The organism is Staphylococcus sp. MSU001, assembly GCF_052976705.1.
Genome location: NZ_JBRIKK010000020.1, coordinates 1 through 22,493, shown reverse-complemented (window position 1 = coordinate 22,493; position 22,493 = coordinate 1). Strand labels below are relative to the sequence as shown.

Sequence of the window (22,493 nt, the reverse complement as noted above, 5' to 3'; positions counted from 1 at the left end):
ATGTTACGCAAGTTACTACCACTGACTTTAATAGTGTTTTTTGGTTTAGGATTTTTTAAGTTTGCAGATGCACATGTCACACTGAATCCAAACGAAAGCGAACCTGAGTCGTATGATAAGTACGATGTACGCGTACCAGTTGAGCAAAATGATCATACAGTGAAAGTAGAATTAGATGTGCCGAAGGGATTAAACGTTGAGAGTGTTAAACCTGTCCAAGGTTTTGAACATCATTTTTCGAAAGATAAAAAGGGAAATATTACCAAAGTTACTTGGACAGCTACTGGTAAAGGTATTGGTCCACACGAATTTATTGAGTTCCCTATTGTAGTGGCAAATCCTAAAGAAGAAGGAAAGTTCAAATGGAATGCTATTCAAACTTATGATAATGGAGATGTAGTTAGATGGACTGGTAAAGAAGATAGCGAACACCCAGCACCAACTACAACTGTAAAAAAAGGAGCAAATCCAAATGACACGCATTCTGACTCAAGTCAAGGTGATTCTATCGCTTTATGGATAGTTGCTATCGTGGCAATTGTGATTTCGTTGATTGCACTTTTTAAACAAGCGCGTTCTAAAAAGTAATCATTAACGGGTTAGAAATATATATACATTTTTCTAATTTAAAGCAATCCACTTAGATCTATATTTTAAAAATTGCATTCATCATTTATCAAGATTGATTAGGATGTGAGTTATTTAATTCAAATATCTTTCTCACTTGATTGCGTTTATTCTATGGTCGCTATTTTGTCACTTTAACTAACACAAATATGTTTTATAATATAATCTTAAGGAGGATTCTTTATGCGTAGATTATTATACTCTTTTTTATTTTATATGATCATAGGCTTATTAAGTGGCTTTTACTACAGAGAATTAACTAAAGCGCATGACTTTGTGGGTGACACGCAATTGTCTTTAGTGCATACACATACACTTATCTTAGGCATGTTTATGTTTTTACTCTTATTACCACTTGAAAAAGTATTTAAATTAAGTAGTTACTACTTATTTAATTGGTTCTTTTTCGTTTATCATTTAGGTGTGTTAATCACGATTTCAATGATGACAGTTAAAGGTACATTCCAAGTTATTGGTAAAAAATTTTCACCTGAAATGTTTGCGGGATTTGCAGGCATAGGTCATACAGGTATGCTTGCTGGTTTACTGTTACTGTTTTTCCTATTAAGACAGGCTATTCTTACAGAACCTAAAAAATAAAGTCGAAATACTAAAAAATGTTTGGTAGAGTGGATTTAGATTTTAAATAACCAGATAGGTGATAGATAATGACTAAGATTCACTTTGAAGCACCCAGTCCCGAGGATTACTGTAATTTAAGAGCTAATGCTGGAATGAGTAGTAAATCGATTGAAGCGGCAATAAAGGGGCTTCCTCATGCATGTTTTAATGTGACCCTTTATGAGAATGATATGTTGATTGGAATGGGGCGAGTGATTGGAGACGGTGGCACAGTTTTCCAAATCGTCGATATTGCTGTGAAAGATACATATCAAGGGTTGGGTCATGGAATGACAATTATGCATGAAATAATGAAGTATATTGAGAGTGTTGCTGAAGAAGGTACATATGTGAGCTTGATAGCAGATTATCCGGCAGATCAATTATACGAGAAGTTTGGATTTAAAAGTACTGAGCCCTATTCAAAAGGTATGTATATCAAATATTAAATATTAAATATTAAAGAAAAAACGTCATAAAATGCATTTGCTTTTGCATCTTATGACGTTTTTTAGTTATTTAAACATTGAAATCAATGACAATACGTCCAGTATTATGATGATTGATGACTTGATCGATAGCTTTTGGGATTTCATCGAATGAAATAACATGTTTGATGTCATGTAATTGTTGTGGTTTTAAGTCTTTTGCAAGTCTTCTCCAAACACGTTTTCTTAGTTTAATTGGAGTAAATACTGAATCAATACCAATTATACTTACTCCTCTTAAAATGAAAGGAAAGACGGTTGTTTCAAAATTGTTACCACCAGTCATGCCAATTAATGCAACACTTCCATTGTTATCCAATCGTTTGACGATGTACGGTAAGTTTTCACCACCTACTGGATCAATGGCTGCTTGCCATGTTCTCTTTTCTAATGGTTTACTATTATCTTCTGGTAAACGGCTAATTACTTCTTTAGCACCTAGCTTTTTAAGTTTTTCTTCAGCGTCATCTCTACCTGTACTTGCAATAACATCATACCCTAAGTTATTTAACATGAGTAATGAAATCGTACCGACGCCTCCAGTGGCACCTCGTACAAGCACTTCTTTACCTTCAATAGACATACCTGATTTTTCAAGTTGTTCTATAGCTAAACCTGCTGTATAGCCAGCAGTACCGTAAATCATAGCTTCTTCCAATGTTAAATCTTCAGGTAATTCAATCACCCATTCTGATTTAACACGTGCATATTCACTGAACCCTCCATAATGACTTACACCTAAATCATAACTTGTTACGATGACTTTATCTCCAACTTCAAAGCCTGGAGCATTTGTTTCTTCAATGGTACCTGCTAAATCTATACCGGGCACCATCGGATATTGTTTTACTATTTTGTTATGGTCCTGAGTAGCTAGTGCGTCTTTATAATTTATGCCAGAATAATGTACTTTTATTAAAACGTCACCCTCAGGTAAGTCATCTTTAGTAAGTTCTTTATAACTATTTGAAACAGTACCGTTGTCATCTTGATCGACTACAAAAGCTTTGAATTTTTCTACCATATTTCTACACTCCTCTAATGATGAATTGAATCAATATTAAATTTTAAAGATATTCTTTCATGGTTCCCTTGATATTAACCTGTTTTTATTTTTAATATAAGGAAACTTCTTTTCTAACAAACTTTACATCTTTCATTGTATAATTTAATTTGAAAATTTAAAACTTATTAATAGCAAAAATATCAATGAACACATCTAATTCACTAAATTAATTTTTTGAGAATTTAGAGGGGGGATTTAAATGGGGGAAAGGATAAGAAGTGTTCAAACAACCGAGGTAGAACAGCTACAGCTAATTGCTAAAAGAACATTTTTTACAACGTTTAGAGAATCTTATAGTGATGAGGACTTCAATCAATTTTTCAATGATGCATATGATATAGATATGTTGAGAAAAGAATTGGAACAAAGTAATTCTTTTCATTATTTTTATGAAGTTGATCAAAATATAGTAGGTTTCTTGAAATTGAACATTAATGATGCTCAGACTGAAAATAAAGGACAAGCATATTTGGAAATACAACGCATTTACTTTGATGAAGCATTTCAAGGGAGTGGTAGAGGACAATTATTTATCAATTTAGCTATTGATCAAGCTATCAAATTTGGGAAATCGAAAATATGGCTTGGTGTTTGGGAGCATAATCCTAAAGCGCTTAGTTTTTATAAAAATAGGGGATTTAGAGTTACAGGGTCGCATCAGTTTTATACCGGAAGTGTAGTAGATAATGATTTGATTATGGAAATGGATGTTCCTACAAACTATAAATAAAGTTTATAGTTCATTCACAAAATATAAATGAGCTAGGGTTATGTTTAATATTGTTCGCATTTAGCATTAATATTAGATATAATTGTAGCGTTGAATTTTAGTACAATATCTATGTAATTGTATTAAAAGTGAAGTCATCTAAATTAAAAATGCAATCAATATATACAGATAAGGTTTATATTTTTAATAGGTAATGATAGTTATTATAGTGACATTTAAACATACAACCAAAATTTTATAAGATGTTGTCGATTTAATATAGAGAGAAAGGACGTATAGTATGAATAAACTGACAATTATTGTCACGTATTATAATGCGGAGGAATACATCACAGGTTGCTTAGAGAGTATTAAGCAACAACGTACACAAGATTTTAACTTGATTATTGTGAATGATGGGTCGACAGACCAAAGTAAAAAATTAATGGATGAAGCTATTAAAGACTATGATAAAAACATTCGATTTATCGATTTAGATGAAAATAGTGGGCATGCACATGCGCGTAATATTGCATTAGAAGAAGTGGAAACACCTTACTTTATGTTTTTAGATGCAGATGATGAATTAGCTTCTTATGCAATCACATTTTACTTAGAAAAGTTTAATAATACTGATGGTTTAATTGCTCCAATACATTCTTTTACTACACAACGTCCGCAATTTGTTGATTTAGATCGAGTAAGGGTTGAATATTTTAATGCCAAAGGGAATATTAATTCATTTTTAAGAAAACAGTCGGCTTGTAACATTATTTTTAGAACAGCTATTGTCAAGGCGCATCATATTCGATTTAATGAAAATTTAAATACATATGTGGATTGGTCATTTGTTATTGAGTATATGAAGTATGTAAACAAGTTTGTTCGTATTTTTAACTTTCCATTTTATTTCCGTGGGGAAGTCTATGATCCATTTGAAACACTTACTTTAAGTGAACAAAATTTTGATGTTTTATTTAAAGATTACGTCAACAGCTTTTATGATGCCATTAAACGAGCAACAAATCCAAAAGTTAGAGAATTTATTGTCACTAAAATGGGAAATAAAATTGCTAATGAATTTGAACCAACTCGATATGATATTAATGAACGCTATCAAACACATAAGGATACGCTTGTTGAAATATCGAAATTTTTACATGTCCATTTAGTTAAAAATCAAAAGCTAATAAATAAAATTGAAACAATTTTGTTAATGAATAATGAAACTGATAAAGCTTTTAAAGTTAATCAATTTAGAAAAACGTTGCGACATGTTAAAAATATTGTTTTAAGAAGAAAAAATAAAGAACGTTCATTGTATGATTTAACAGATAAAGAAGACAATGTTAAACCGAAAACGATTGTCTTTGAATCGTTCGGTGGTAAGAATTACAGTGATAGTCCAAAGTATATTTATGAATATATGCAAAAGTATTATCCTAATTATCGCTATATATGGTCATTTAAGAATCCTGATAAAAATGTCGTACCGGGTAGTGCTGAAAAGGTTAAGCGTAATTCAGCAGAGTATTATCAAGCTTACTCTGAAGCAAGTCATTGGGTATCAAATGCCCGTACACCACTTTATTTAAATAAAAAAGAAAATCAAACGTACATTCAAACTTGGCACGGTACACCATTAAAACGGTTAGCGAATGATATGAAAGTAGTTCGTATGCCGGGCACTACGACTCCAAAGTATAAGCGTAATTTTAATCGTGAAACATCACGTTGGGATTATTTAATTTCGCCAAATAGATATTCAACTGAAATATTTAGAAGTGCTTTTTGGATGGATGAAGAGAGAATATTAGAGATAGGTTATCCTAGAAATGATGTATTAGTGAATAGAGCCAATGATCAAGAGTATCTAAATGAAATTAGAACTCACTTAAATTTACCTAGTGATAAAAAGGTTATTATGTATGCTCCGACTTGGAGAGACGATGAATTTGTGAGTAAAGGAAAATATTTGTTTGAATTAAAAATTGATTTAGACAACCTTTATAAAGAACTCGGAGATGATTATGTAATTTTATTACGCATGCATTATCTCATATCTAACGCACTTGATTTATCTGGTTATGAAAACTTTGCAATTGATGTTTCAAACTATAATGACGTCTCTGAATTATTCTTAATAAGTGATTGTTTAATTACAGACTATTCATCAGTAATGTTTGATTATGGTATTTTAAAACGCCCTCAATTTTTCTTTGCATATGATATAGACAAATATGATAAGGGATTACGAGGATTCTATATGAATTATATGGAAGATTTACCAGGACCAATTTATACAGAACCATATGGCCTAGCTAAAGAACTAAAGAATTTAGATAAAGTGCAACAGCAATACCAAGAAAAAATAGATGCATTTTATGATAGATTTTGCTCTGTAGATAATGGTAAGGCGTCTCAATATATTGGAGATTTAATTCATAAGGATATCAAGGAACAATGATAAATTTCATACTTAATTAATAATTATAGGGTATAATATTAATGAGCAATTAATATTATGCCCTTTTTAATATTTTAATTGAAATTCAATTCAACATGATAAAGAGACAAAGTAGGAGGCGGTTTCAAATGAAAAAAGTATTAGCAAGTGCAACGATTTTATCATTAATGCTAGTAGGCTGTTCCAATGGAGGAAATGATGAATCGAGTCATAAAGATGATAGTTCTAAAACAGAACAAAAGGATAAATCATCATCTCAACATGACTCAAAAAAAGATTCGAAACGTAATGATACAAATAATAAGCAAGACAATCAGGAAAATAACAATAATAAAGAACGAACAAGTAATCAAAATCCAAATGTTGGAGAGCAACGAACAAGCGAAAGACCAACAACAAATTCAAACGGAAATTCATCGGATAATCAAAATAAACAACAGCAATCAGTACAAGATAATCAGAATAAATATGTAGCACCATACCAAAGTGAAAATGCGACACGTGTTGCTCGATATCTTTCTCCATTTGAGGGAGACCGCAGTCAAGCTTTACAGCAATTACCAAATTTTGAAACTGCACTTTCCATTGCCAAAAATGAAGCTAATATGTATGGAAGCGAAAATAAATCATATAATGATTATTCAATAGAACAAACAGAAGATGGATTTAGATATGTGTTTAGCTTTAAAGATCCATCAAAAAGTAATACTTACTCAATTGTAACGCTTAATCGACAAGGTCAACCTACTGTTGTAGATCCTAACTTCCAACCGTAGCTGTAAGTATAGTGAATTTCAACACGAATGAGTCACAGTAAGATAACAATAAAAAGCGAGCAAAATCATTTCTGTATTGCATAATGACTTTGCTCGCTTCTATATTGAAAATCATCAATAAGATGAAGCACTTATTTCAATTGATTTGAAATAAGTTTACTAATATATTCAAATGACTGATTATTTTTATTTGTATATTTATTGTTTAATTGTGGAATGCTATCAGTAATTAAATCATTCATTAATAGTTCAGCATCGGTATACCAAACAGGTTTTAAGGTGTCTATTACGTCTTGATAGACGCCGCGTTCTTCGACATATTGAGAGTGATTGGGTGTATATAAGCAACCTTTTTTATCTACGGTTAACGCATCAAAAATAATTGATGAGTAATCTGTTAAAACAACATCTGAAATAATAATTAAGTCTTGTGTTTCAATATTATTAGGCGGAATAATTACGCCTTCAGGAACCATGTCATTTTGACTCTCGACGTGTCCTTTATAGATAACATTATAATGTTTTAATAACTGTTCATTAATAGGAAATACATCATCATCAGATGAATTTGTTTTCCATGTTGGAGCATATAATAATACTCGTTTAGTAGGATCTATATTTATCTCGCTAAATATACGTTTATGTAAACCTACATCATTGATACGATTTAATAAATAATTATTTCTAGGATATCCTACAGGTAATATATCAATTTTTTGACTAGGAAACGCTGATTCAAAGTATGTTTTTGATTCTTCTGAATCTACAACTAAATAATCTTGTTGTGTCCATTTATTATATTTTCGAGCTCGGTAGTTATATATATTTAAATTTTGATGTGGCTCTTTACTATCTAAAAATAGTTTTTTAATAGGTGTCCCATGCCATAATTGAATGATTTTACCATTAGGGTGAATATCGTCAGGAATATAGCTTTCCGTGATGACAAAAGTAGCTGTTTCAATTAAATTCTTCACATTTTCATCGTTAGTTGAAATAAAATGTGGTCCTGTTCTCTCATCTGTTATAAAGTAAGACTCTATCATAGGATTATGTTTAACAAAGTAATTAAATAAATACTTAGAGTTTCCTCGATACCCAAAATCAAATCCTAGAAAAACGACGTGGTTCTTAAGTTTTGATGAATCCTTTTTATAAATATAGCTAATCTCTTTGTGTTTTCTAACTGAATAATTCTTAATAGGAGTTACTAACCATCTTGGAGCTTTAAATTTAGTACTAAGTAGTACTGAATCATAATATCTAATACTATCGTGATCATTAAATGGAACACGCGTAAATGGGATTCTTTGTTTATGTGCATAAGAGATGGTGTTTAAGAAGAATTTATCTCTATAAGTTAAATCATTACGATCAAATGAGCGCCAAAATCCCTTGCTCGTTTTTAATGGTCCTTTAAAGTCTAATACGACATGACCTTCAACTGCGATATTCCCTTTAAGAATTGTTAATAATGCTAAATCAAAGATATTTTCAACTTCAAATTTATCAATAAGTTCTAATGTTGAATTAATTTCATAAATAACATTTGGATATAAATTAATATTTTTAACCCAGTCCTCAAAATCAACAAAGTCCAGCCCGAAGTATTTACAATCGTTTAAATAATAATTGTTAATTGTATAGTCAACTATAAATGAAGTCTTAGGTAAAGTGATGGCTTTGATCATGGACTGATGAATATGAATTTCATTTGAATAGGGGATGACATGCGTATAGCCGTCGCTAAGTGCACGTTCCATTTGCTCTTTTAATTTGTCCATATTTGAAATATTTATTTGCTTTATCATAAATCTTCCTTCAATCTCTTAACGATATTTGTTAGCTTTTATTTTATCATGGCGCATAATATAATTCATGTAAACATAACATAAAAATAAATATATATGTTTTTAACCTGTGAAATTAAAGCGCTTAACTACTATAAATATTAAGGTTTATTAATTGTTAACACCCCTTTACATTCATGTCACACCATTGTAAATTATATAAGAAAATGTTATATTTTTCTTGTGAAAATGGTCACGATATGCTTGTGGGGATCGTACTGATTTAATAGGTATTTATCACATATTAATAAGGGGACAGTATGCGTCTACCTAGTCTTCATGACTAAAGATTTAATGAGGAGAGTTCAATATGTTAGTAGAATCTTTTAATCCATTTGGTAATTTATTATTATCATCTTTAATTGCGGCAATCCCTATCATTTTATTTTTACTGTGTCTTACAGTATTTAAAATGAAAGGAATTTATGCTGCTATCACAACCCTTGTGGTTACATTGTTAATTGCAATTCCTTTCTTCAAATTACCAGTAGGAATTGCCTCTGGCGCAGTTGTTGAAGGTTTCTTCCAAGGTATCTTCCCAATCGGATATATTGTTATTATGGCAGTATTATTATATAAGATTACTTTGAAATCGGGGCAATTCGCAACTATTCAAGATAGTATTACAAGTATTTCACAAGACCAACGAATTCAGCTACTTTTAATTGGTTTTTCATTTAATGCATTCTTAGAAGGCGCTGCAGGATTTGGTGTTCCAATTGCAATTTGTGCACTATTATTAGCGCAACTTGGCTTCAGACCATTACAAGCAGCTATGTTATGTTTAGTAGCTAACGCTGCATCTGGTGCATTCGGTGCAATTGGTATTCCAGTAGGTGTTGTAGATACACTTAACTTACCTGGTCATGTAGAAGCGATGGGAGTTTCACAAACATCAACATTAACTTTAGCAATTATTAACTTCTTTATTCCTTTCTTACTTATCTTTATCGTAGATGGTTTCAAAGGAATTAAAGAAACTTTACCTTCAATTCTTGTTGTTTCTGTCACTTATACAGTTTTACAAGGATTACTTACAGTGTTTAATGGTCCAGAATTAGCTGATATCATTCCATCACTTGCTTCTATGTTAGCATTAGCTTTATTCTCTAAGAAATTCCAACCTAAGAATATCTTTAGAATTCAAAAAGATGTTAAACCAGAAGCACCGAAAAAACTTAAAGGTAAAGAAGTCTTATTTGCTTGGAGTCCATTCATTATCTTAACTGTTATTGTTATGATTTGGAGTGCACCTTCATTTAAAGCATTATTTGCACCAAACGGTAAATTATCCGCTTTAGTTGCAAACTTTGACTTACCTGGTACATTCAGTAATATTTCACACAAACCAATTACTTTATCATTAAACTTAATTGGTCAAACAGGTACAGCAATCCTAATTACAATTATTATTACTGTTTTAATGGCTAAAAAAGTTAACTTTGGTGATGCTGGTCGTTTATTTGTTGAAGCATTTAAAGAATTATGGTTACCAATCATAACAATTTGTTTCATCTTAGCAATTTCAAAAATCACAACATATGGTGGTTTAAGTAATGCTATGGGACAAGGTATCTCAAAAGCAGGAAGCATATTCCCAATATTATCACCAATCCTTGGTTGGATCGGCGTATTTATGACTGGTTCAGTTGTTAATAACAACTCTTTATTCGCGCCAATTCAAGCTTCTGTAGCACAACAAATTGGTACAAGTGGTTCACTACTTGTAGCTTCAAATACAGCAGGTGGGGTTGCGGCGAAACTTATTTCTCCACAATCAATTGCCATTGCAACAGCAGCTGTTAAAGAAGTAGGTAAAGAATCTGAATTACTTAAAATGACATTACGTTATAGTATTGGATTACTTGTATTTATCTGTATCTGGACATTTATCTTGTCATTCATTCTGTAAATCAAAATTTATTGAAATGTATTTTTCATATACAAAGCCCGAAATGAAGCTATAAAGCCATTCATTTCGAGCTTTCAATATCTTACTTTTGGATGTCGAATTTTAGGTAATTTTTTAAAATGATGCAATTGTTATATAAATTCTCATTTGAAAAATAGGAGTGAGACAGTTCGTTTTAAATGAACTAAGTCTCACTCCTATTTTTATTTAAACATAGACATAAATAATTGATATATATGATCCGGACTAAATTGTTTCAACGTATCTTTACTATTTTCAACGATGTGATCTAACTCATTATAATGTTGTGTTGTTAAATCGATACGTTTTGCAAGTTCAGACACATTTTCATAGTTTACTAAATAACCATTATCTCCGTTGTTAATGATTGAATCTGGCCCTACATTGCCTTCAAAACTTATGACTATATTATCTTGCACCATTGCCTCTAAAATAATCATTCCGAAACCTTCATTGCGTGAAGGTACAACAACGATTTTACTTTGTGCAAGTTTATTATTTAATTCTTGCGTTGGCTCATATATTTTAATCAAATCATTTAAATGATATTGATTAATAAAGTCAACAAGTGATGTTTTCTTACTACCAGAACCATAGATGTGAACGTCATAATTCAATTGACGCAAGTCTTCTTGTATTAAACGAATACTCTCTAATAATAAATCATACCCTTTTTCATATTCTAAACGTCCGGCGCTAATAATACGATTTTTCTTTGGAGCAGCAATTCTTTTTTCGGTAACCATATTAGGTATAACATATACAGGAGTTTTAAGTTGTGATTGATATTTTTGCTGATCTGCGACTGTTAACGTTGTAATCTTATTGATATTACGGTACGCAGCAATAATTTCCTTTTGATACTGATCAGGGTGAGCATCAAAATTCATATGTTCCATTGCGATGGTCACTATTTCAGCTTTAGCATATTTAGAAATGAGAATATTAAAGCTAGCTCTTGTTCCAACGAGTACATCAGTTTTAATATGCTTGATTGCTTTAATCATTTTTTTCTCTACATAACTCGAAAACTGACTTTTACCTGGCTCAAATTGAGAAATCACTTTTGTATTTAAAAAGGGGGTATATTTTTTGATACGATTTGCCGTAATAGCTCTAGTATTTTTAAGCTTTAAGCGATAATCCACTAAGACTTTAACTTTTATTGCGGAATGTAATTCAAAATATGGAGAGTCTTCGCCTCTAAAAACTGAAATAATTGTTACAGGATGTCCTTTTTCTGCCAGTGTATTTGCAAGTTGTGTCACCGACTTTACCGTTCCGCCCATTGCATAAATATTATGCATAAAAAATGTGAACGACTTCATTGCGTTAAACACCTCATTGTTTTCTATGATATTTAAGTTATTATAACATTAGTTCGTATATATGGGGTAACATGTAAACAATTGTAATTTGAATTGTGTAATGAAGCTATTCTCATAATGTTGACTTTTATTCTTTTGTGTAACACAATTTATATATATAATTAAATTAGTTTAATTAATGGTTATGATAAGGAAGAAATGAGCACTTCCTTAAAAGACGCTTAGATTTTTTTGCAATAAAGAGAAAGCGCTTTAATTTTATTAAAGACATCGACATCTATGAGTGTCAATCGTTCCATTTATTTATTAAAAAAGGGGGACTGTGTTTGTTATGAATACTCAACATAGCAAAACAGATGTCATCTTAATAGGTGGCGGAATTATGAGCGCAACATTAGGAACTTTACTAAAAGAATTAACACCAGAAAAAGATATCCAATTATTCGAAAGATTGAGTCAACCTGGAGAAGAAAGTTCAAATGTTTGGAATAATGCGGGAACAGGTCATTCAGCACTGTGTGAATTGAACTATACGAAAGAAGGTCAAGATGGTTCAGTAGATATTACTAAAGCAATTCACATCAACGAGCAATTTCAATTGTCTAAACAGTTTTGGGCATATTTAATACGTGAAGGTCATATTGAAAGTCCAGATAAATTTATTCAATCAGTGCCACATATGAGCTTTGTCAAAGGGGAAGAAAATGTTAAATTTTTAAAAAGTCGAGTGGCGAGTTTGCAGAAAAATGTATTATTTGAAAAAATGAAAATATCTCAAGATCCAGAAAAAATTAATTCATGGGTTCCTTTAATGATGGAAGGACGCAAATCAGATGAAGCAATTGCCATCACGTATGACGAGACAGGTACAGATGTTAACTTTGGTGCTTTGACTAAAAAGTTAATAGCTAATTTACAACAAAAAAATGTTGGCATTAATTATAAACATGAAGTTTTAGATATAAAAAAATTAAATAATGGTAACTGGCAAGTTGTGGTTAAAGATTTAAATACATCAAATGTAATGAATTATGAATCTAAGTTCGTCTTTATCGGAGCTGGTGGTGCAAGTTTACCTTTATTACAAAAAACAAAGATTAAGGAATCTAAACACATTGGTGGTTTCCCGGTAAGTGGCTTATTCTTACGATGTAAAAATCCAGATGTCATACATAGACATCATGCAAAAGTCTACGGTAAAGCCGAGGTAGGTGCACCTCCAATGTCAGTTCCACATTTAGATACACGATTTGTTAACGGTGAAAAATCATTACTATTTGGACCTTTTGCAGGGTTTTCGCCGAAATTCTTGAAAAACGGTTCATATTTAGATCTAGTTAAATCTGTAAAACCCAATAATATGATTACAATGTTAAGTGCTGGCGTAAAAGAATTTAATTTGACGAAGTATCTAGTTTCTCAATTAATGCTTTCAAATGAAGAACGGATCAATGATTTGCGTGTATTCTTACCAGAAGCGAAAGATGAAGATTGGGAAGTAATTACTGCAGGTCAACGTGTTCAAGTAATTAAAGATACAGATAAGTCTAAAGGTCAATTACAATTTGGTACGGAAGTGATAACATCAGAAGATGGTTCACTTGCAGCATTATTAGGAGCTTCACCTGGTGCTTCGACTGCTGTTGATATCATGTTTGATGTCTTGCAACGTTGTTACAAATCAGAGTTTAAGTCATGGGAACCAAAAATTAAAGAAATGGTCCCATCATTTGGTTTAAAATTGTCAGATCATGAAGATATGTATCATTCAATAAACGAAGAAGTAAAAAAATACTTGAATGTAAAGTAATATTTTAAAAAATCACCATTAAATGATTAAAAATAAGTTATCATTTAATGGTGGTTTTATATATGGCGTATAGTTTAATTAATGAAATGTTTTAAATTCATCATATTTTGTTATGAATCCAATTGATAGTTTAAAGAATACATACTAAATAAATAGTTTTACAATAAATTGTGTTTTATCATCTGAAGTGAGCGTAATGTTACCATGATGAAGATGAATAATTGATTGGGTAATGGCAAGACCTAGACCATTACTACTAGATTCGTCACTCAATTTATAAAAACGATCGAAGATATGTTTCGCATCTTCTTCTGCAATCGATCCATCATTTTCAATATTAAATATAATCAAGTGATTTGTACTAGTTAGAGTGATATTAATCATGCTATTTTGAGGAGCATATTTCATTGCATTAATGATGAGGTTATTGAAAGCTTGATGTAATAGTCTTTCATTTCCTCGGAAATACAAATCTTCTAATTCAGTAAACAAAACTAAATCTTTTTCATCAGTTCGAAATTGTTCATGTCTAATAATATCCTTTATTAAAGTATTTAAATGGACATTATCGTTAAAAGTAAGGTGGGAAGCATTATCTAATTCAGATAAAAGTAGCAATTCCTTAGTTAGTTCACTTACTTGATTAGTGATTTCAAACATTTCATTGATATATAGTTGTTTCTCTTCTTCATTTTGCGTCAATTCAAGTTGTGTAAGCAATCGTTGTAAATGTGTAAGCGGTGTTTTAATTTCATGAGATACATTTTGGACAAAATGTTGTCTCATTTGATCTACTTGTCCTAAATTTTGACGCATTGTATTGAAACGTGATTGCAGCGTTCCAATTTCATCATGACGTGTTTGTTTGATAGGCGTACTGAAATCACCTTTCATAATTCGAGTTGTTGCATTTTTTAATGCGGTCACTGGTTTAATAATAGAATATGTTGATGCAATGACTAGTGAAATTGAAATAATAAGTAAAAGTGTTATCAATACAGCTAAGAAAATTCTAAATTCGCTAAAAGTTTGCCCAATATCTGGACGCATAAAAACTGCTAATACCCCATCATCTGTTTTAAATTGAATACCTACTGTATTATCCGTTTTATTATCGAAGAACCCTGTTACAAAAAAGGCATAAGGTTTATTTTTAATACCGTGATAATCTTCACCGTTGAGCACTTTTTTGATTGCAGACTGACTTATTGTATTTTTACGAAAAGTTTCCCCATAAAAATGTTTGGTTCCATGTTCGTTGACAGTCATAATTTGATAATTCATTTGACCTAAATGTTTCAAATACGTATCTAGAGGTTTAGGTTTTTGTGTTCTTTCATATTCACGAGCTTCTTTAAGTGTGCGCATAATTTTTGCATCATTAGAAGCTTTCAAATGAAAGTGATAATAAATATTCGTAAAAAGAAAACTCATTAATGCACTAAACAAAATGACTGTAATTGCATATATAGCAATTCTCGAATATAACGTTTTAAACATTTTGGTCCACCCTATATCCTTGACCTCTTACAGTTTGAATAGTTACTGATGATTTCAATTTAGATAAACGTTGACGTAATCTTTTAATATGAACATCAACAGTACGATCATCTCCTTCATAATCGAAGCCCCAAATTTTTTCAATAATATCATCTCGAGTGAAAATATGTTTAGGATTAGAAGCTAATAAAAATAACAACTGAAATTCTTTGTTTGGAAGATTCATTGTTTTTGAACCCACAGTAATTTCCATATATGACTGATTTAATATTAAGTTGCCAAGTTGTAACTCGTTATCAGCATTAATTTGATATCGTCTTAAGACAGCTTTAATTCTAAATAATAATTCTTTAACCTCAAAAGGTTTAGTGACATAATCGTCAGTCCCACTTAGAAATGCACGTTCTTTATCACTTAATGCATCTCTAGCTGTCAACATTATGACAGGAATATGATAATCATCTTTCAAAGTCTGACAAAGCTCAAAACCATCCATTCCACTCATCATAATATCTACTATCGCAATATCAACATTTTTATTTTCAAGAAAATCTAGTGATGCTTCTCCACTTGTGAAAGTATGTGTTTGAATACTTTCTCTTTCTAAATGACTTGAAACATATTGCAATAACTTTTTATCATCGTCTACGATTAAGCAATTAATCATATGTTTACGCTCCTATACTTTTTAATAATTATACTACGATAAAAAAATTATGAACAAAATCATACTTGTTCATATTGAGTTCATATTTTCCTCTTAAACTTAACATATAAAGAAACGGGAGAGGATATCAATGAATCTAGCTTGGAAAGAGATTAAATTTTATAAGTTCAGATTTATATTAATCATGTTCATTATTTTTCTAATGGCGATTATGGTTTTATTTATCAGTGGACTTGCTCAAGGCCTAGCACGAGAAAATATATCAATATTTGATCAAATTAAAGGTAATCAATTTGTTGTTCAAAAAATGAAAGAACCACAATTAGAAAAATCTATTCTATCACGAAGTAAACAAGACGATATTTCAAAAATTATTGATGAAAAACCTTTTAAAATGGCAGGTAAAACTTTCAAAATCAATGGAAACGAAGAAAACGTGATGGCTATAAATAGCGTGAAAAATCATCAGCCAAATTTGAAATCTGGTCATTATCCTAAAAATGGAAATCAGATAGCAATAAATGAAAAACTAACTGCAGAAGGTCTTTATTTAGACGATAAAGTTAAAGTCAAAGGTGACGATACAACTTATAAAGTTGTAGGTATATTAAAAAACACGATGTATTCTCATAGTAACATTGTTATGATGGACCAATCCAAAATAGAACAAAGTGGTAATGTCACAACATTTTATGTTACGAACCAATTATCTAAATCGGATAAAAATAAAATAAATCACATCAAAGGCGTTCAAACAGCTACTACAGACGATATAACAAGTAATATCGCAAGTTATAAAGCAGAGCAAACACCATTGAATATGATGATTATCAGTTTATACGTTATTACGGCAATTGTGTTAAGCGCATTCTTTTATGTAATGACAATACAAAAAACATCTGAAATAGGTATTTTAAAAGCAATTGGTATTACTACAAAACACTTATTAGCTTCATTAATTATTCAAATTTCTATGATTACGTTTATAGGTGTAGCAATAGCAGAAGTAGTCATTTTGCTAATCAGTAAAATATTGCCAGTTTCAATGCCATTCCATATTGACATGCACAATATTATCATTGTACTTGTTATATTTATGATAGTTGGATTAATAGGTACATCATTATCATTTATTAAGTTAATTAAAATTGATCCTATTGAAGCTATTGGAGGTGGCCAATAATGAGTCTAGTTGTCAAAGACATAAGTAAAACATTTGGTGAAAAAAGCTCAAAAACAGAAGTGTTAAAAGACATTAATTTTGAAGTGAAAGATGGAGAATTCATCATTTTAAATGGTGCTTCAGGTTCAGGAAAAACGACGTTATTGACTATTTTAGGTGGTCTGTTATCTCAAACATCAGGTGATGTAGTATACGAGGGGAAATCCTTATTTGAACGACATACTAATAAAGCGCACTTAAGACTAAATGATATTGGTTTTATCTTTCAAGCCTCTCATTTAGTTCCATACTTAAAAGTTTTAGACCAACTTACCTTAGTAGGTAAAGAAGCTGGAATGTCTAGAAAAGAAGCCCAAGCAAGAGCTAAAGCATTATTAACAAAAATTGGATTAGAAGAGCAACTTAATAGCTACCCACATATGCTTTCAGGTGGACAACAACAACGTGTAGCGATTATGAGAGCACTTATGAATCATCCGAAAATTGTTTTAGCAGATGAACCAACAGCAAGTCTTGATGCTAGTCGTGCTCAAGAGGTTGTTGAAATGATCAGAAAACAAATAAAAGATAACCAAATGATAGGTATCATGATTACTCATGATGAAAGCTTGTTCAAATACGCTGATCGTATTATAGAATTGTACGATGGTAAAATAAAAAATAGTTAAAAGGGAAGTAGGATAGAATAGATAGAATAAATAATACTTCACTCTAGAACCCCAACTTGCTTTGTCTGTGGAATTTCGTACTGAAATTCTCTGTGTTGGGGCCCCGAACCCCAACTTGCTTTGTCTGTGGAATTGTTGTATAACATACTATAAATTAAAGAAGCTTGTGACATGTTTGTGTCTCAAGCTTCTTTAAATATATTCAATTTTGCTAAGAGGGGTTTATATGGTTTGTAGTATTGCAAGCCAAAACAACATAGCGAAATAAATAGTAAGTATTGTTTTATATTGATACATTAAACCCAAAAAGTCTATAATCATAGATTGTGCCAAAAAGTGGTATGGTGTACGACTTCCAATGCCATCGAAAGAAAGATGAGCTTTTTTAGCAAATTTAAGCGCTCTTAAAACATGAAATTGACTTGTTACACACAACATCTGACTTGAAGTAGGCATCATCGAATGAATGATAGATTTAGAGTATAAGAAATTGGTTCGTGTATTCGTGGATTGATTCTCCATAAATATATAATTTTCCGGAACGTTGTGAGCTATAAGGTATCTTTTCATCGCAAGTGCTTCTGAAATTGGTTCGTCAGGACCTTGGCCACCACTTACAATGATGATAGGTTTAGTTCGTTGTGAATGATAAACGGATAAAGCTTTATCAAGTCTTGCAGCAAGAAGTGTAGTCACTTCTTCAGAGAAAATTCCAGCTCCAAGCACCATAATTAACTTTACGTGTTTATGATATTGATGATTTTCAAAAGCTGTAGACCAAGATAGGTAGCCGATAAACGAGTAAATTGTACTAAATGCAATGGTTGCGACCCATAAAGCTAAGCTATTAATGATAATTAGGGGAATAGTACTTATATATAAACAACTCACAGCAAATAGCCCCATAGTATAAAAATGGTGACTAAGTTTTAAAATAAAAAAACGACCTGTTTGCAACTTGAAAATATAACGATATTTAATCAATAACAGTATCATTGCTACAATTACAATGATAAACATTTCATATGGTATTGATACAGTTACCACATGATAAGTCATCATAACAAAACCAATGATGGTATATAAGATAAAACTAAATAAATTAAGAGTAAACGATTGTTTCATATATAATGAAAGAATAAGTAATAATTCGATTAGAAAACATAAAAAAAGTAACATTGTTTTGATACCTCAGTAGTTATATTACTTATAAATTTAGCTTATGAAATTATAATTAGCAATGTTTATGAATATGGCAATTTTAATACATATTTATGGTTTAAATTTTAAGGTATTATTGCTATGATTTAAAAGGATTAAACATAATTTTTTTATATAAATCGTTTAGATTAATTAGGGGATAAAAATGGTAAGAAGAATAGAAGATCACATCTCATTTTTAGAAAAATTTATTAATGATGTTAATACATTAACAGCAAAGTTACTTAAAGACTTGCAAACTGAGTATGGCATATCAGCTGAGCAATCTCATGTGTTAAATATGCTAAGTATAGAGGCGTTAACTGTGGGGCAAATTACAGAAAAACAAGGTGTTAATAAAGCTGCTGTTAGTCGAAGAGTCAAAAAATTGCTTAATGCTGAATTAGTTAAATTAGAAAAACCACATTCCAATACTGACCAACGTCTTAAAATAATTAAATTATCTAATAAAGGAAAGAAATATATTAAAGAGAGAAAAGCGATTATGAGCCATATTGCTAGTGATATGACGAGTGACTTTGACAGTAAGGAAATTGAAAAAGTTAGACAGGTTTTAGAAATTATCGACTATCGTATACAATCTTATACTTCTAAACTTTGATAGAATCAGTGAAAGAGCCTATACAGTTAGAGACGAATAGGAATATAATAATATGAGTGGGGAAATAAGAAAATGAGACTAAATCTGTATGTTTTTGACTAGCGTTTATTTATATAATTTAGATAAGTCTGTAACTTTCTTTTAATGGAATTACAATGAAAACTACATGTAATGGAAATTGTATTTTATCATTGCTAAATGTAAAATATATCGAGTAGGTAATGTGTTTATGACATGTAAATATAATCATAATGTAGTGAGATGAGTAGAGGTGATAAAATGAGTCAATGCCCAAATTGTGGTCATCAAGTGAAAGATGATACATCGCAATGTCCAAACTGTGGGCAACTATTAACTAAGAAGAAAAAAAGAAAGATTAAAGACCAATCATCTCAATCGAGTAATGAGAATTCTACCAATATACGTCTTCGTAAAATTGTTCCGATAGGTATTAGTGTATTTATCTTAATACTTATTATCGTGTTATTTTTCCTTTTAAGAAATTATAATTCTCCTAATGCACAAGCTAAGATATTAGTTAATGCTGTAGATAATAATGATGCACAAAAAGTTGCTACATTATTGAGTACTAAAAATAAAAAAGTAGACGATGTTGAAGCGCAACAATATATTAATTATGTAAAAAAAGAAGTAGGTATTAAGAAGTATATTCGAGATATCAATAATACTGTAGATAAATTGAATAAAAGTAATTCAAGCGTGGCATCTTATATACAAACGAAAAGTGGACAAGATGTACTTAAAATAAGTAAAAATGGTACAAAGTATTTAATTTTTGATAATATGAGTTTCACAGCTCCGACAAAAAAGCCAATTATTAAACCTAAAGTAGAAACTAAATATGAATTTAAAACAAGTGGAAAAAAGAAAACTGTCATTGCTGAAGCAAATAAAAATACACCTTTGGGTGAATTTATTCCTGGTACATATCATTTACCATCTAAGAAAATTACAGAAAACGGTACATTCAATGGGCATTTAAATTTTGACTTTAGAGAAAGTCATTCTGAAACCGTAGATGTAGCTGAAGATTATGATCAATCATTTATCAATATCAAATTTAAGGGTGCGAGTAAATTAAGTGATAAATCAGAAAAAGTTCAAATCAATGACCGTACATTCACTTATTCTCATTCTAAAGAATTTGGTCCTTATCCAAAAACAAAAGATATAACGATTTCTGCAACTGGTAAGGCAAAAGGTAAGACGTTTAGTTCTGAGACGAAAACAATTAGTGCAGACGATTTGAAAGATAATACGAAAGTTACATTGGAATTTGATAGTGATAAAATAAATAGCTATGTTGAAAAGAAAGAAAAAGAAGAAAATAGTTTGAAAAATAAATTAACTGAATTTTTTACTGGTTATGCAACGGCTATGAATTCAGCATTTAATATGAATGATTTTAACTTTATATCGAGTTATTTTAAAAAGAATTCGTCTATATACACATCAATGAAAAGTAATTTCCAAAATCGAACGAACGTCACTATGATATCTCCACAAGTGTTAAGTGTTCATCGAAGCGGACATACTGTAAGAACAACTATTCAACATATTGATCATATAGGGAATTATATAAATAAAGATTATGAATTAGAAATAGATAATGATGATAGTAATATGCAGTTGGTTAAAGAATTATAAAAACAAAATGGATTTTATCAAACATTCAAAATATTTTTGTTAAAGGGGGAGGAAGCTTGAAAAGGGTGTATCAGTTAGAAAATCAATCATTACTTTTTATTGTTATATTAGGTTCATTAACAGCATTTGGCCCATTGGCTATTGATATGTTTTTACCTGGACTACCTAATATTAGTCATGATTTTGATATTTCTGCATCTACAACTCAGCTCACTATCTCCTTTTTTATGATTGGATTAGCGTTAGGAAATTTTTTGGCTGGACCCATATCTGATATTACTGGTAGAAAAAAACCATTAATTTTCTCACTGATTATTTTTACTATTGCGAGTTTAGGTATTATATTCGTCACAAATATATGGATTATGATTATTTTACGATTTATTCAAGGATTAACTGGTGGTGCAGGTGCAGTCATCTCAAGAGCTATTGCTAGTGATATGTACTCTGGTAATGCGCTAACTAAATTTTTATCATTATTAATGCTCGTCAATGGTATTGCACCAATTATCGCACCTGCGCTTGGCGGTATCATTTTAAATTATGGGCCATGGCGAATTGTATTTGTAATACTAACAATGTTTGGGATTGTCATGTTAATAGGAACTTTATTTAAAGTTCCTGAGTCGCTTGAAAAGAGCCTAAGAGTAAATAGTAACATAGGTACAATGCTAATCAATTTCAAAGAACTTTTTAAAACCCCCCGCTTTGTATTACCCATGTTGATACAAGGGGTGTCATTTGTATTGCTATTTACTTATATTTCTGCATCCCCTTTTATAGTTCAAACAATTTATGGTTTAACGCCATTAAACTTCAGTATTATGTTTGCTTTTATAGGCGTTACACTCATTATTTCAAGCCAATTAACCGGAAAACTTGTTGACTATATAGATAGATTACTGTTGCTAAGAATCATGTCTACTATACAAGTTATTGGTGTTATAATCGTATCACTAACGTTACTCAACCATTGGACTTTTTGGATACTTTCTTGTGGCTTTGTGGTTTTAGTGGCACCAGTTACAGGGATTGCAACGTTAGGATTTTCGATAGCAATGGATGAGAGTAAAGGGGCCAAAGGTAGTTCTTCAAGTTTGTTGGGATTGTTCCAAACTTTACTTGGTGGCATCATCTCTCCACTTGTTGGTATTAAGGGAGAGAGTAATGCGATACCTTATATAATCGTTATCGTTATTACAGCAATAATTCTTATGATTTTACAGTTGATTAATGTGAAGATATTTAAAAAAGCTAAAATTCATTGATAAAATTGAGTGATTTTTCAATGAGTTTTAGCTTTTTTATCG

The 22,493-nt window shown here is 30.8% G+C and carries 19 protein-coding genes; 13 read left to right on the top strand and 6 right to left on the bottom strand.

Features of this window, described 5'->3' with window-relative positions:
• From ACVBFA_RS09690 to ACVBFA_RS09680, 3 genes are all read left to right on the top strand, one after another.
• Positions 1–588, top strand: coding sequence for a YcnI family protein (locus ACVBFA_RS09690; RefSeq protein WP_002487038.1), 588 nt, complete (start codon positions 1–3; stop codon positions 586–588).
• Positions 589–810: 222 nt separating this feature from the next.
• Positions 811–1,227 (top strand): DUF2871 domain-containing protein, encoded by a 417-nt coding sequence (locus ACVBFA_RS09685; RefSeq protein WP_002457296.1) that lies wholly within the window; start codon positions 811–813, stop codon positions 1,225–1,227.
• A gap of 68 nt (positions 1,228–1,295) precedes the next feature.
• Positions 1,296–1,697, top strand: a complete 402-nt coding sequence (locus tag ACVBFA_RS09680; RefSeq protein ID WP_002457295.1) for a GNAT family N-acetyltransferase — start codon at positions 1,296–1,298, stop codon at positions 1,695–1,697.
• Between the two features lie 70 nt (positions 1,698–1,767).
• On the opposite strand, the gene ACVBFA_RS09675 is transcribed toward ACVBFA_RS09680, so the two are convergent.
• The gene (locus tag ACVBFA_RS09675; protein WP_046044464.1) at positions 1,768–2,760 is read right to left on the bottom strand and encodes an NADPH:quinone oxidoreductase family protein; all 993 of its coding nucleotides are present in this window, start codon (positions 2,758–2,760) and stop codon (positions 1,768–1,770) included.
• A gap of 241 nt (positions 2,761–3,001) precedes the next feature.
• Between ACVBFA_RS09675 and ACVBFA_RS09670 the strand changes: the two genes are divergently transcribed.
• The 3 genes from ACVBFA_RS09670 to ACVBFA_RS09660 all read left to right on the top strand — a co-directional run bounded on the left by ACVBFA_RS09670 (position 3,002) and on the right by ACVBFA_RS09660 (position 6,754).
• A complete protein-coding gene (locus ACVBFA_RS09670; protein ID WP_002487035.1) occupies positions 3,002–3,532 on the top strand; it encodes a GNAT family N-acetyltransferase in 531 nt (176 codons plus the stop codon).
• A gap of 280 nt (positions 3,533–3,812) precedes the next feature.
• The gene (locus ACVBFA_RS09665) at positions 3,813–5,978 is read left to right on the top strand and encodes a bifunctional glycosyltransferase/CDP-glycerol:glycerophosphate glycerophosphotransferase (RefSeq protein WP_002487030.1); all 2,166 of its coding nucleotides are present in this window, start codon (positions 3,813–3,815) and stop codon (positions 5,976–5,978) included.
• Between the two features lie 128 nt (positions 5,979–6,106).
• Positions 6,107–6,754, top strand: coding sequence for a hypothetical protein (locus ACVBFA_RS09660; RefSeq protein WP_002487039.1), 648 nt, complete (start codon positions 6,107–6,109; stop codon positions 6,752–6,754).
• A 131-nt stretch (positions 6,755–6,885) separates the two neighbouring features.
• On the opposite strand, the gene ACVBFA_RS09655 is transcribed toward ACVBFA_RS09660, so the two are convergent.
• Positions 6,886–8,565 (bottom strand): CDP-glycerol glycerophosphotransferase family protein, encoded by a 1,680-nt coding sequence (locus ACVBFA_RS09655; protein ID WP_002487027.1) that lies wholly within the window; start codon positions 8,563–8,565, stop codon positions 6,886–6,888.
• Between the two features lie 349 nt (positions 8,566–8,914).
• On the opposite strand from ACVBFA_RS09655, the gene ACVBFA_RS09650 reads away from it, so the two are divergent.
• Complete coding sequence (locus tag ACVBFA_RS09650; protein WP_126122543.1) at positions 8,915–10,516, top strand: L-lactate permease; 1,602 nt, start codon at positions 8,915–8,917, stop codon at positions 10,514–10,516.
• A 203-nt stretch (positions 10,517–10,719) separates the two neighbouring features.
• On the opposite strand, the gene ACVBFA_RS09645 is transcribed toward ACVBFA_RS09650, so the two are convergent.
• Positions 10,720–11,865, bottom strand: a complete 1,146-nt coding sequence (locus tag ACVBFA_RS09645; protein ID WP_002487022.1) for a glycosyltransferase family 4 protein — start codon at positions 11,863–11,865, stop codon at positions 10,720–10,722.
• 331 nt (positions 11,866–12,196) lie between these two features.
• On the opposite strand from ACVBFA_RS09645, the gene mqo reads away from it, so the two are divergent.
• Positions 12,197–13,675: a malate dehydrogenase (quinone) gene (mqo, locus tag ACVBFA_RS09640; protein WP_002490669.1), complete on the top strand. Its 1,479-nt coding sequence runs from the start codon at positions 12,197–12,199 to the stop codon at positions 13,673–13,675.
• 144 nt (positions 13,676–13,819) lie between these two features.
• Here the strand turns inward: mqo and ACVBFA_RS09635 are convergent, their stop codons facing one another.
• Positions 13,820–15,175 carry a HAMP domain-containing sensor histidine kinase gene (locus ACVBFA_RS09635; protein ID WP_126122545.1) on the bottom strand — a complete coding sequence of 452 codons (1,356 nt, stop codon included), beginning with the start codon at positions 15,173–15,175 and terminating at the stop codon, positions 13,820–13,822.
• Complete coding sequence (locus tag ACVBFA_RS09630; protein ID WP_002487034.1) at positions 15,168–15,842, bottom strand: response regulator transcription factor; 675 nt, start codon at positions 15,840–15,842, stop codon at positions 15,168–15,170. Before ACVBFA_RS09630 ends, ACVBFA_RS09635 begins: the two co-directional genes overlap by 8 nt.
• Before the next feature lie 130 nt (positions 15,843–15,972).
• Between ACVBFA_RS09630 and ACVBFA_RS09625 the strand changes: the two genes are divergently transcribed.
• Positions 15,973–17,025 carry an ABC transporter permease gene (locus tag ACVBFA_RS09625; protein WP_126122546.1) on the top strand — a complete coding sequence of 351 codons (1,053 nt, stop codon included), beginning with the start codon at positions 15,973–15,975 and terminating at the stop codon, positions 17,023–17,025.
• Positions 17,025–17,693: an ABC transporter ATP-binding protein gene (locus ACVBFA_RS09620; protein ID WP_020363042.1), complete on the top strand. Its 669-nt coding sequence runs from the start codon at positions 17,025–17,027 to the stop codon at positions 17,691–17,693. Before ACVBFA_RS09625 ends, ACVBFA_RS09620 begins: the two co-directional genes overlap by 1 nt.
• Positions 17,694–17,915: 222 nt before the next feature.
• Here the strand turns inward: ACVBFA_RS09620 and ACVBFA_RS09615 are convergent, their stop codons facing one another.
• Entirely contained in the window at positions 17,916–18,872 is a 957-nt protein-coding gene (locus ACVBFA_RS09615; RefSeq protein WP_126122547.1) for a YdcF family protein, read from the bottom strand.
• 187 nt (positions 18,873–19,059) lie between these two features.
• Here ACVBFA_RS09615 and ACVBFA_RS09610 point away from each other — a divergent pair, with 187 nt between their 5' ends.
• The 3 genes from ACVBFA_RS09610 to ACVBFA_RS09600 all read left to right on the top strand — a co-directional run bounded on the left by ACVBFA_RS09610 (position 19,060) and on the right by ACVBFA_RS09600 (position 22,451).
• On the top strand, positions 19,060–19,515 hold the full coding sequence (locus ACVBFA_RS09610; RefSeq protein WP_002447227.1) for a MarR family winged helix-turn-helix transcriptional regulator: 456 nt from the start codon (positions 19,060–19,062) through the stop codon (positions 19,513–19,515).
• Positions 19,516–19,794: 279 nt separating this feature from the next.
• Positions 19,795–21,183: a zinc ribbon domain-containing protein gene (locus ACVBFA_RS09605; RefSeq protein WP_126122548.1), complete on the top strand. Its 1,389-nt coding sequence runs from the start codon at positions 19,795–19,797 to the stop codon at positions 21,181–21,183.
• Between the two features lie 56 nt (positions 21,184–21,239).
• Entirely contained in the window at positions 21,240–22,451 is a 1,212-nt protein-coding gene (locus ACVBFA_RS09600) for a multidrug effflux MFS transporter (RefSeq protein WP_126122549.1), read from the top strand.
• Positions 22,452–22,493: the final 42 nt, after the last annotated feature.

Bases quoted from the DNA above. Each gene is read 5' to 3' on its own strand.
- ACVBFA_RS09655 (WP_002487027.1), bottom strand. From the start codon at position 8,565: ATGATAAAGCAAATAAATATTTCAAATATGGACAAATTAAAAGAGCAA.
- ACVBFA_RS09615 (WP_126122547.1), bottom strand. From the start codon at position 18,872: ATGTTACTTTTTTTATGTTTTCTAATCGAATTATTACTTATTCTTTCA.
- ACVBFA_RS09625 (WP_126122546.1), top strand. From the start codon at position 15,973: ATGAATCTAGCTTGGAAAGAGATTAAATTTTATAAGTTCAGATTTATA.
- ACVBFA_RS09675 (WP_046044464.1), bottom strand. From the start codon at position 2,760: ATGGTAGAAAAATTCAAAGCTTTTGTAGTCGATCAAGATGACAACGGT.
- ACVBFA_RS09645 (WP_002487022.1), bottom strand. From the start codon at position 11,865: ATGAAGTCGTTCACATTTTTTATGCATAATATTTATGCAATGGGCGGA.
- ACVBFA_RS09620 (WP_020363042.1), top strand. From the start codon at position 17,025: ATGAGTCTAGTTGTCAAAGACATAAGTAAAACATTTGGTGAAAAAAGC.
- mqo (WP_002490669.1), top strand. From the start codon at position 12,197: ATGAATACTCAACATAGCAAAACAGATGTCATCTTAATAGGTGGCGGA.
- ACVBFA_RS09650 (WP_126122543.1), top strand. From the start codon at position 8,915: ATGTTAGTAGAATCTTTTAATCCATTTGGTAATTTATTATTATCATCT.
- ACVBFA_RS09670 (WP_002487035.1), top strand. From the start codon at position 3,002: ATGGGGGAAAGGATAAGAAGTGTTCAAACAACCGAGGTAGAACAGCTA.
- ACVBFA_RS09610 (WP_002447227.1), top strand. From the start codon at position 19,060: ATGGTAAGAAGAATAGAAGATCACATCTCATTTTTAGAAAAATTTATT.
- ACVBFA_RS09605 (WP_126122548.1), top strand. From the start codon at position 19,795: ATGAGTCAATGCCCAAATTGTGGTCATCAAGTGAAAGATGATACATCG.
- ACVBFA_RS09635 (WP_126122545.1), bottom strand. From the start codon at position 15,175: ATGTTTAAAACGTTATATTCGAGAATTGCTATATATGCAATTACAGTC.
- ACVBFA_RS09665 (WP_002487030.1), top strand. From the start codon at position 3,813: ATGAATAAACTGACAATTATTGTCACGTATTATAATGCGGAGGAATAC.
- ACVBFA_RS09685 (WP_002457296.1), top strand. From the start codon at position 811: ATGCGTAGATTATTATACTCTTTTTTATTTTATATGATCATAGGCTTA.
- ACVBFA_RS09680 (WP_002457295.1), top strand. From the start codon at position 1,296: ATGACTAAGATTCACTTTGAAGCACCCAGTCCCGAGGATTACTGTAAT.
- ACVBFA_RS09660 (WP_002487039.1), top strand. From the start codon at position 6,107: ATGAAAAAAGTATTAGCAAGTGCAACGATTTTATCATTAATGCTAGTA.
- ACVBFA_RS09630 (WP_002487034.1), bottom strand. From the start codon at position 15,842: ATGATTAATTGCTTAATCGTAGACGATGATAAAAAGTTATTGCAATAT.
- ACVBFA_RS09690 (WP_002487038.1), top strand. From the start codon at position 1: ATGTTACGCAAGTTACTACCACTGACTTTAATAGTGTTTTTTGGTTTA.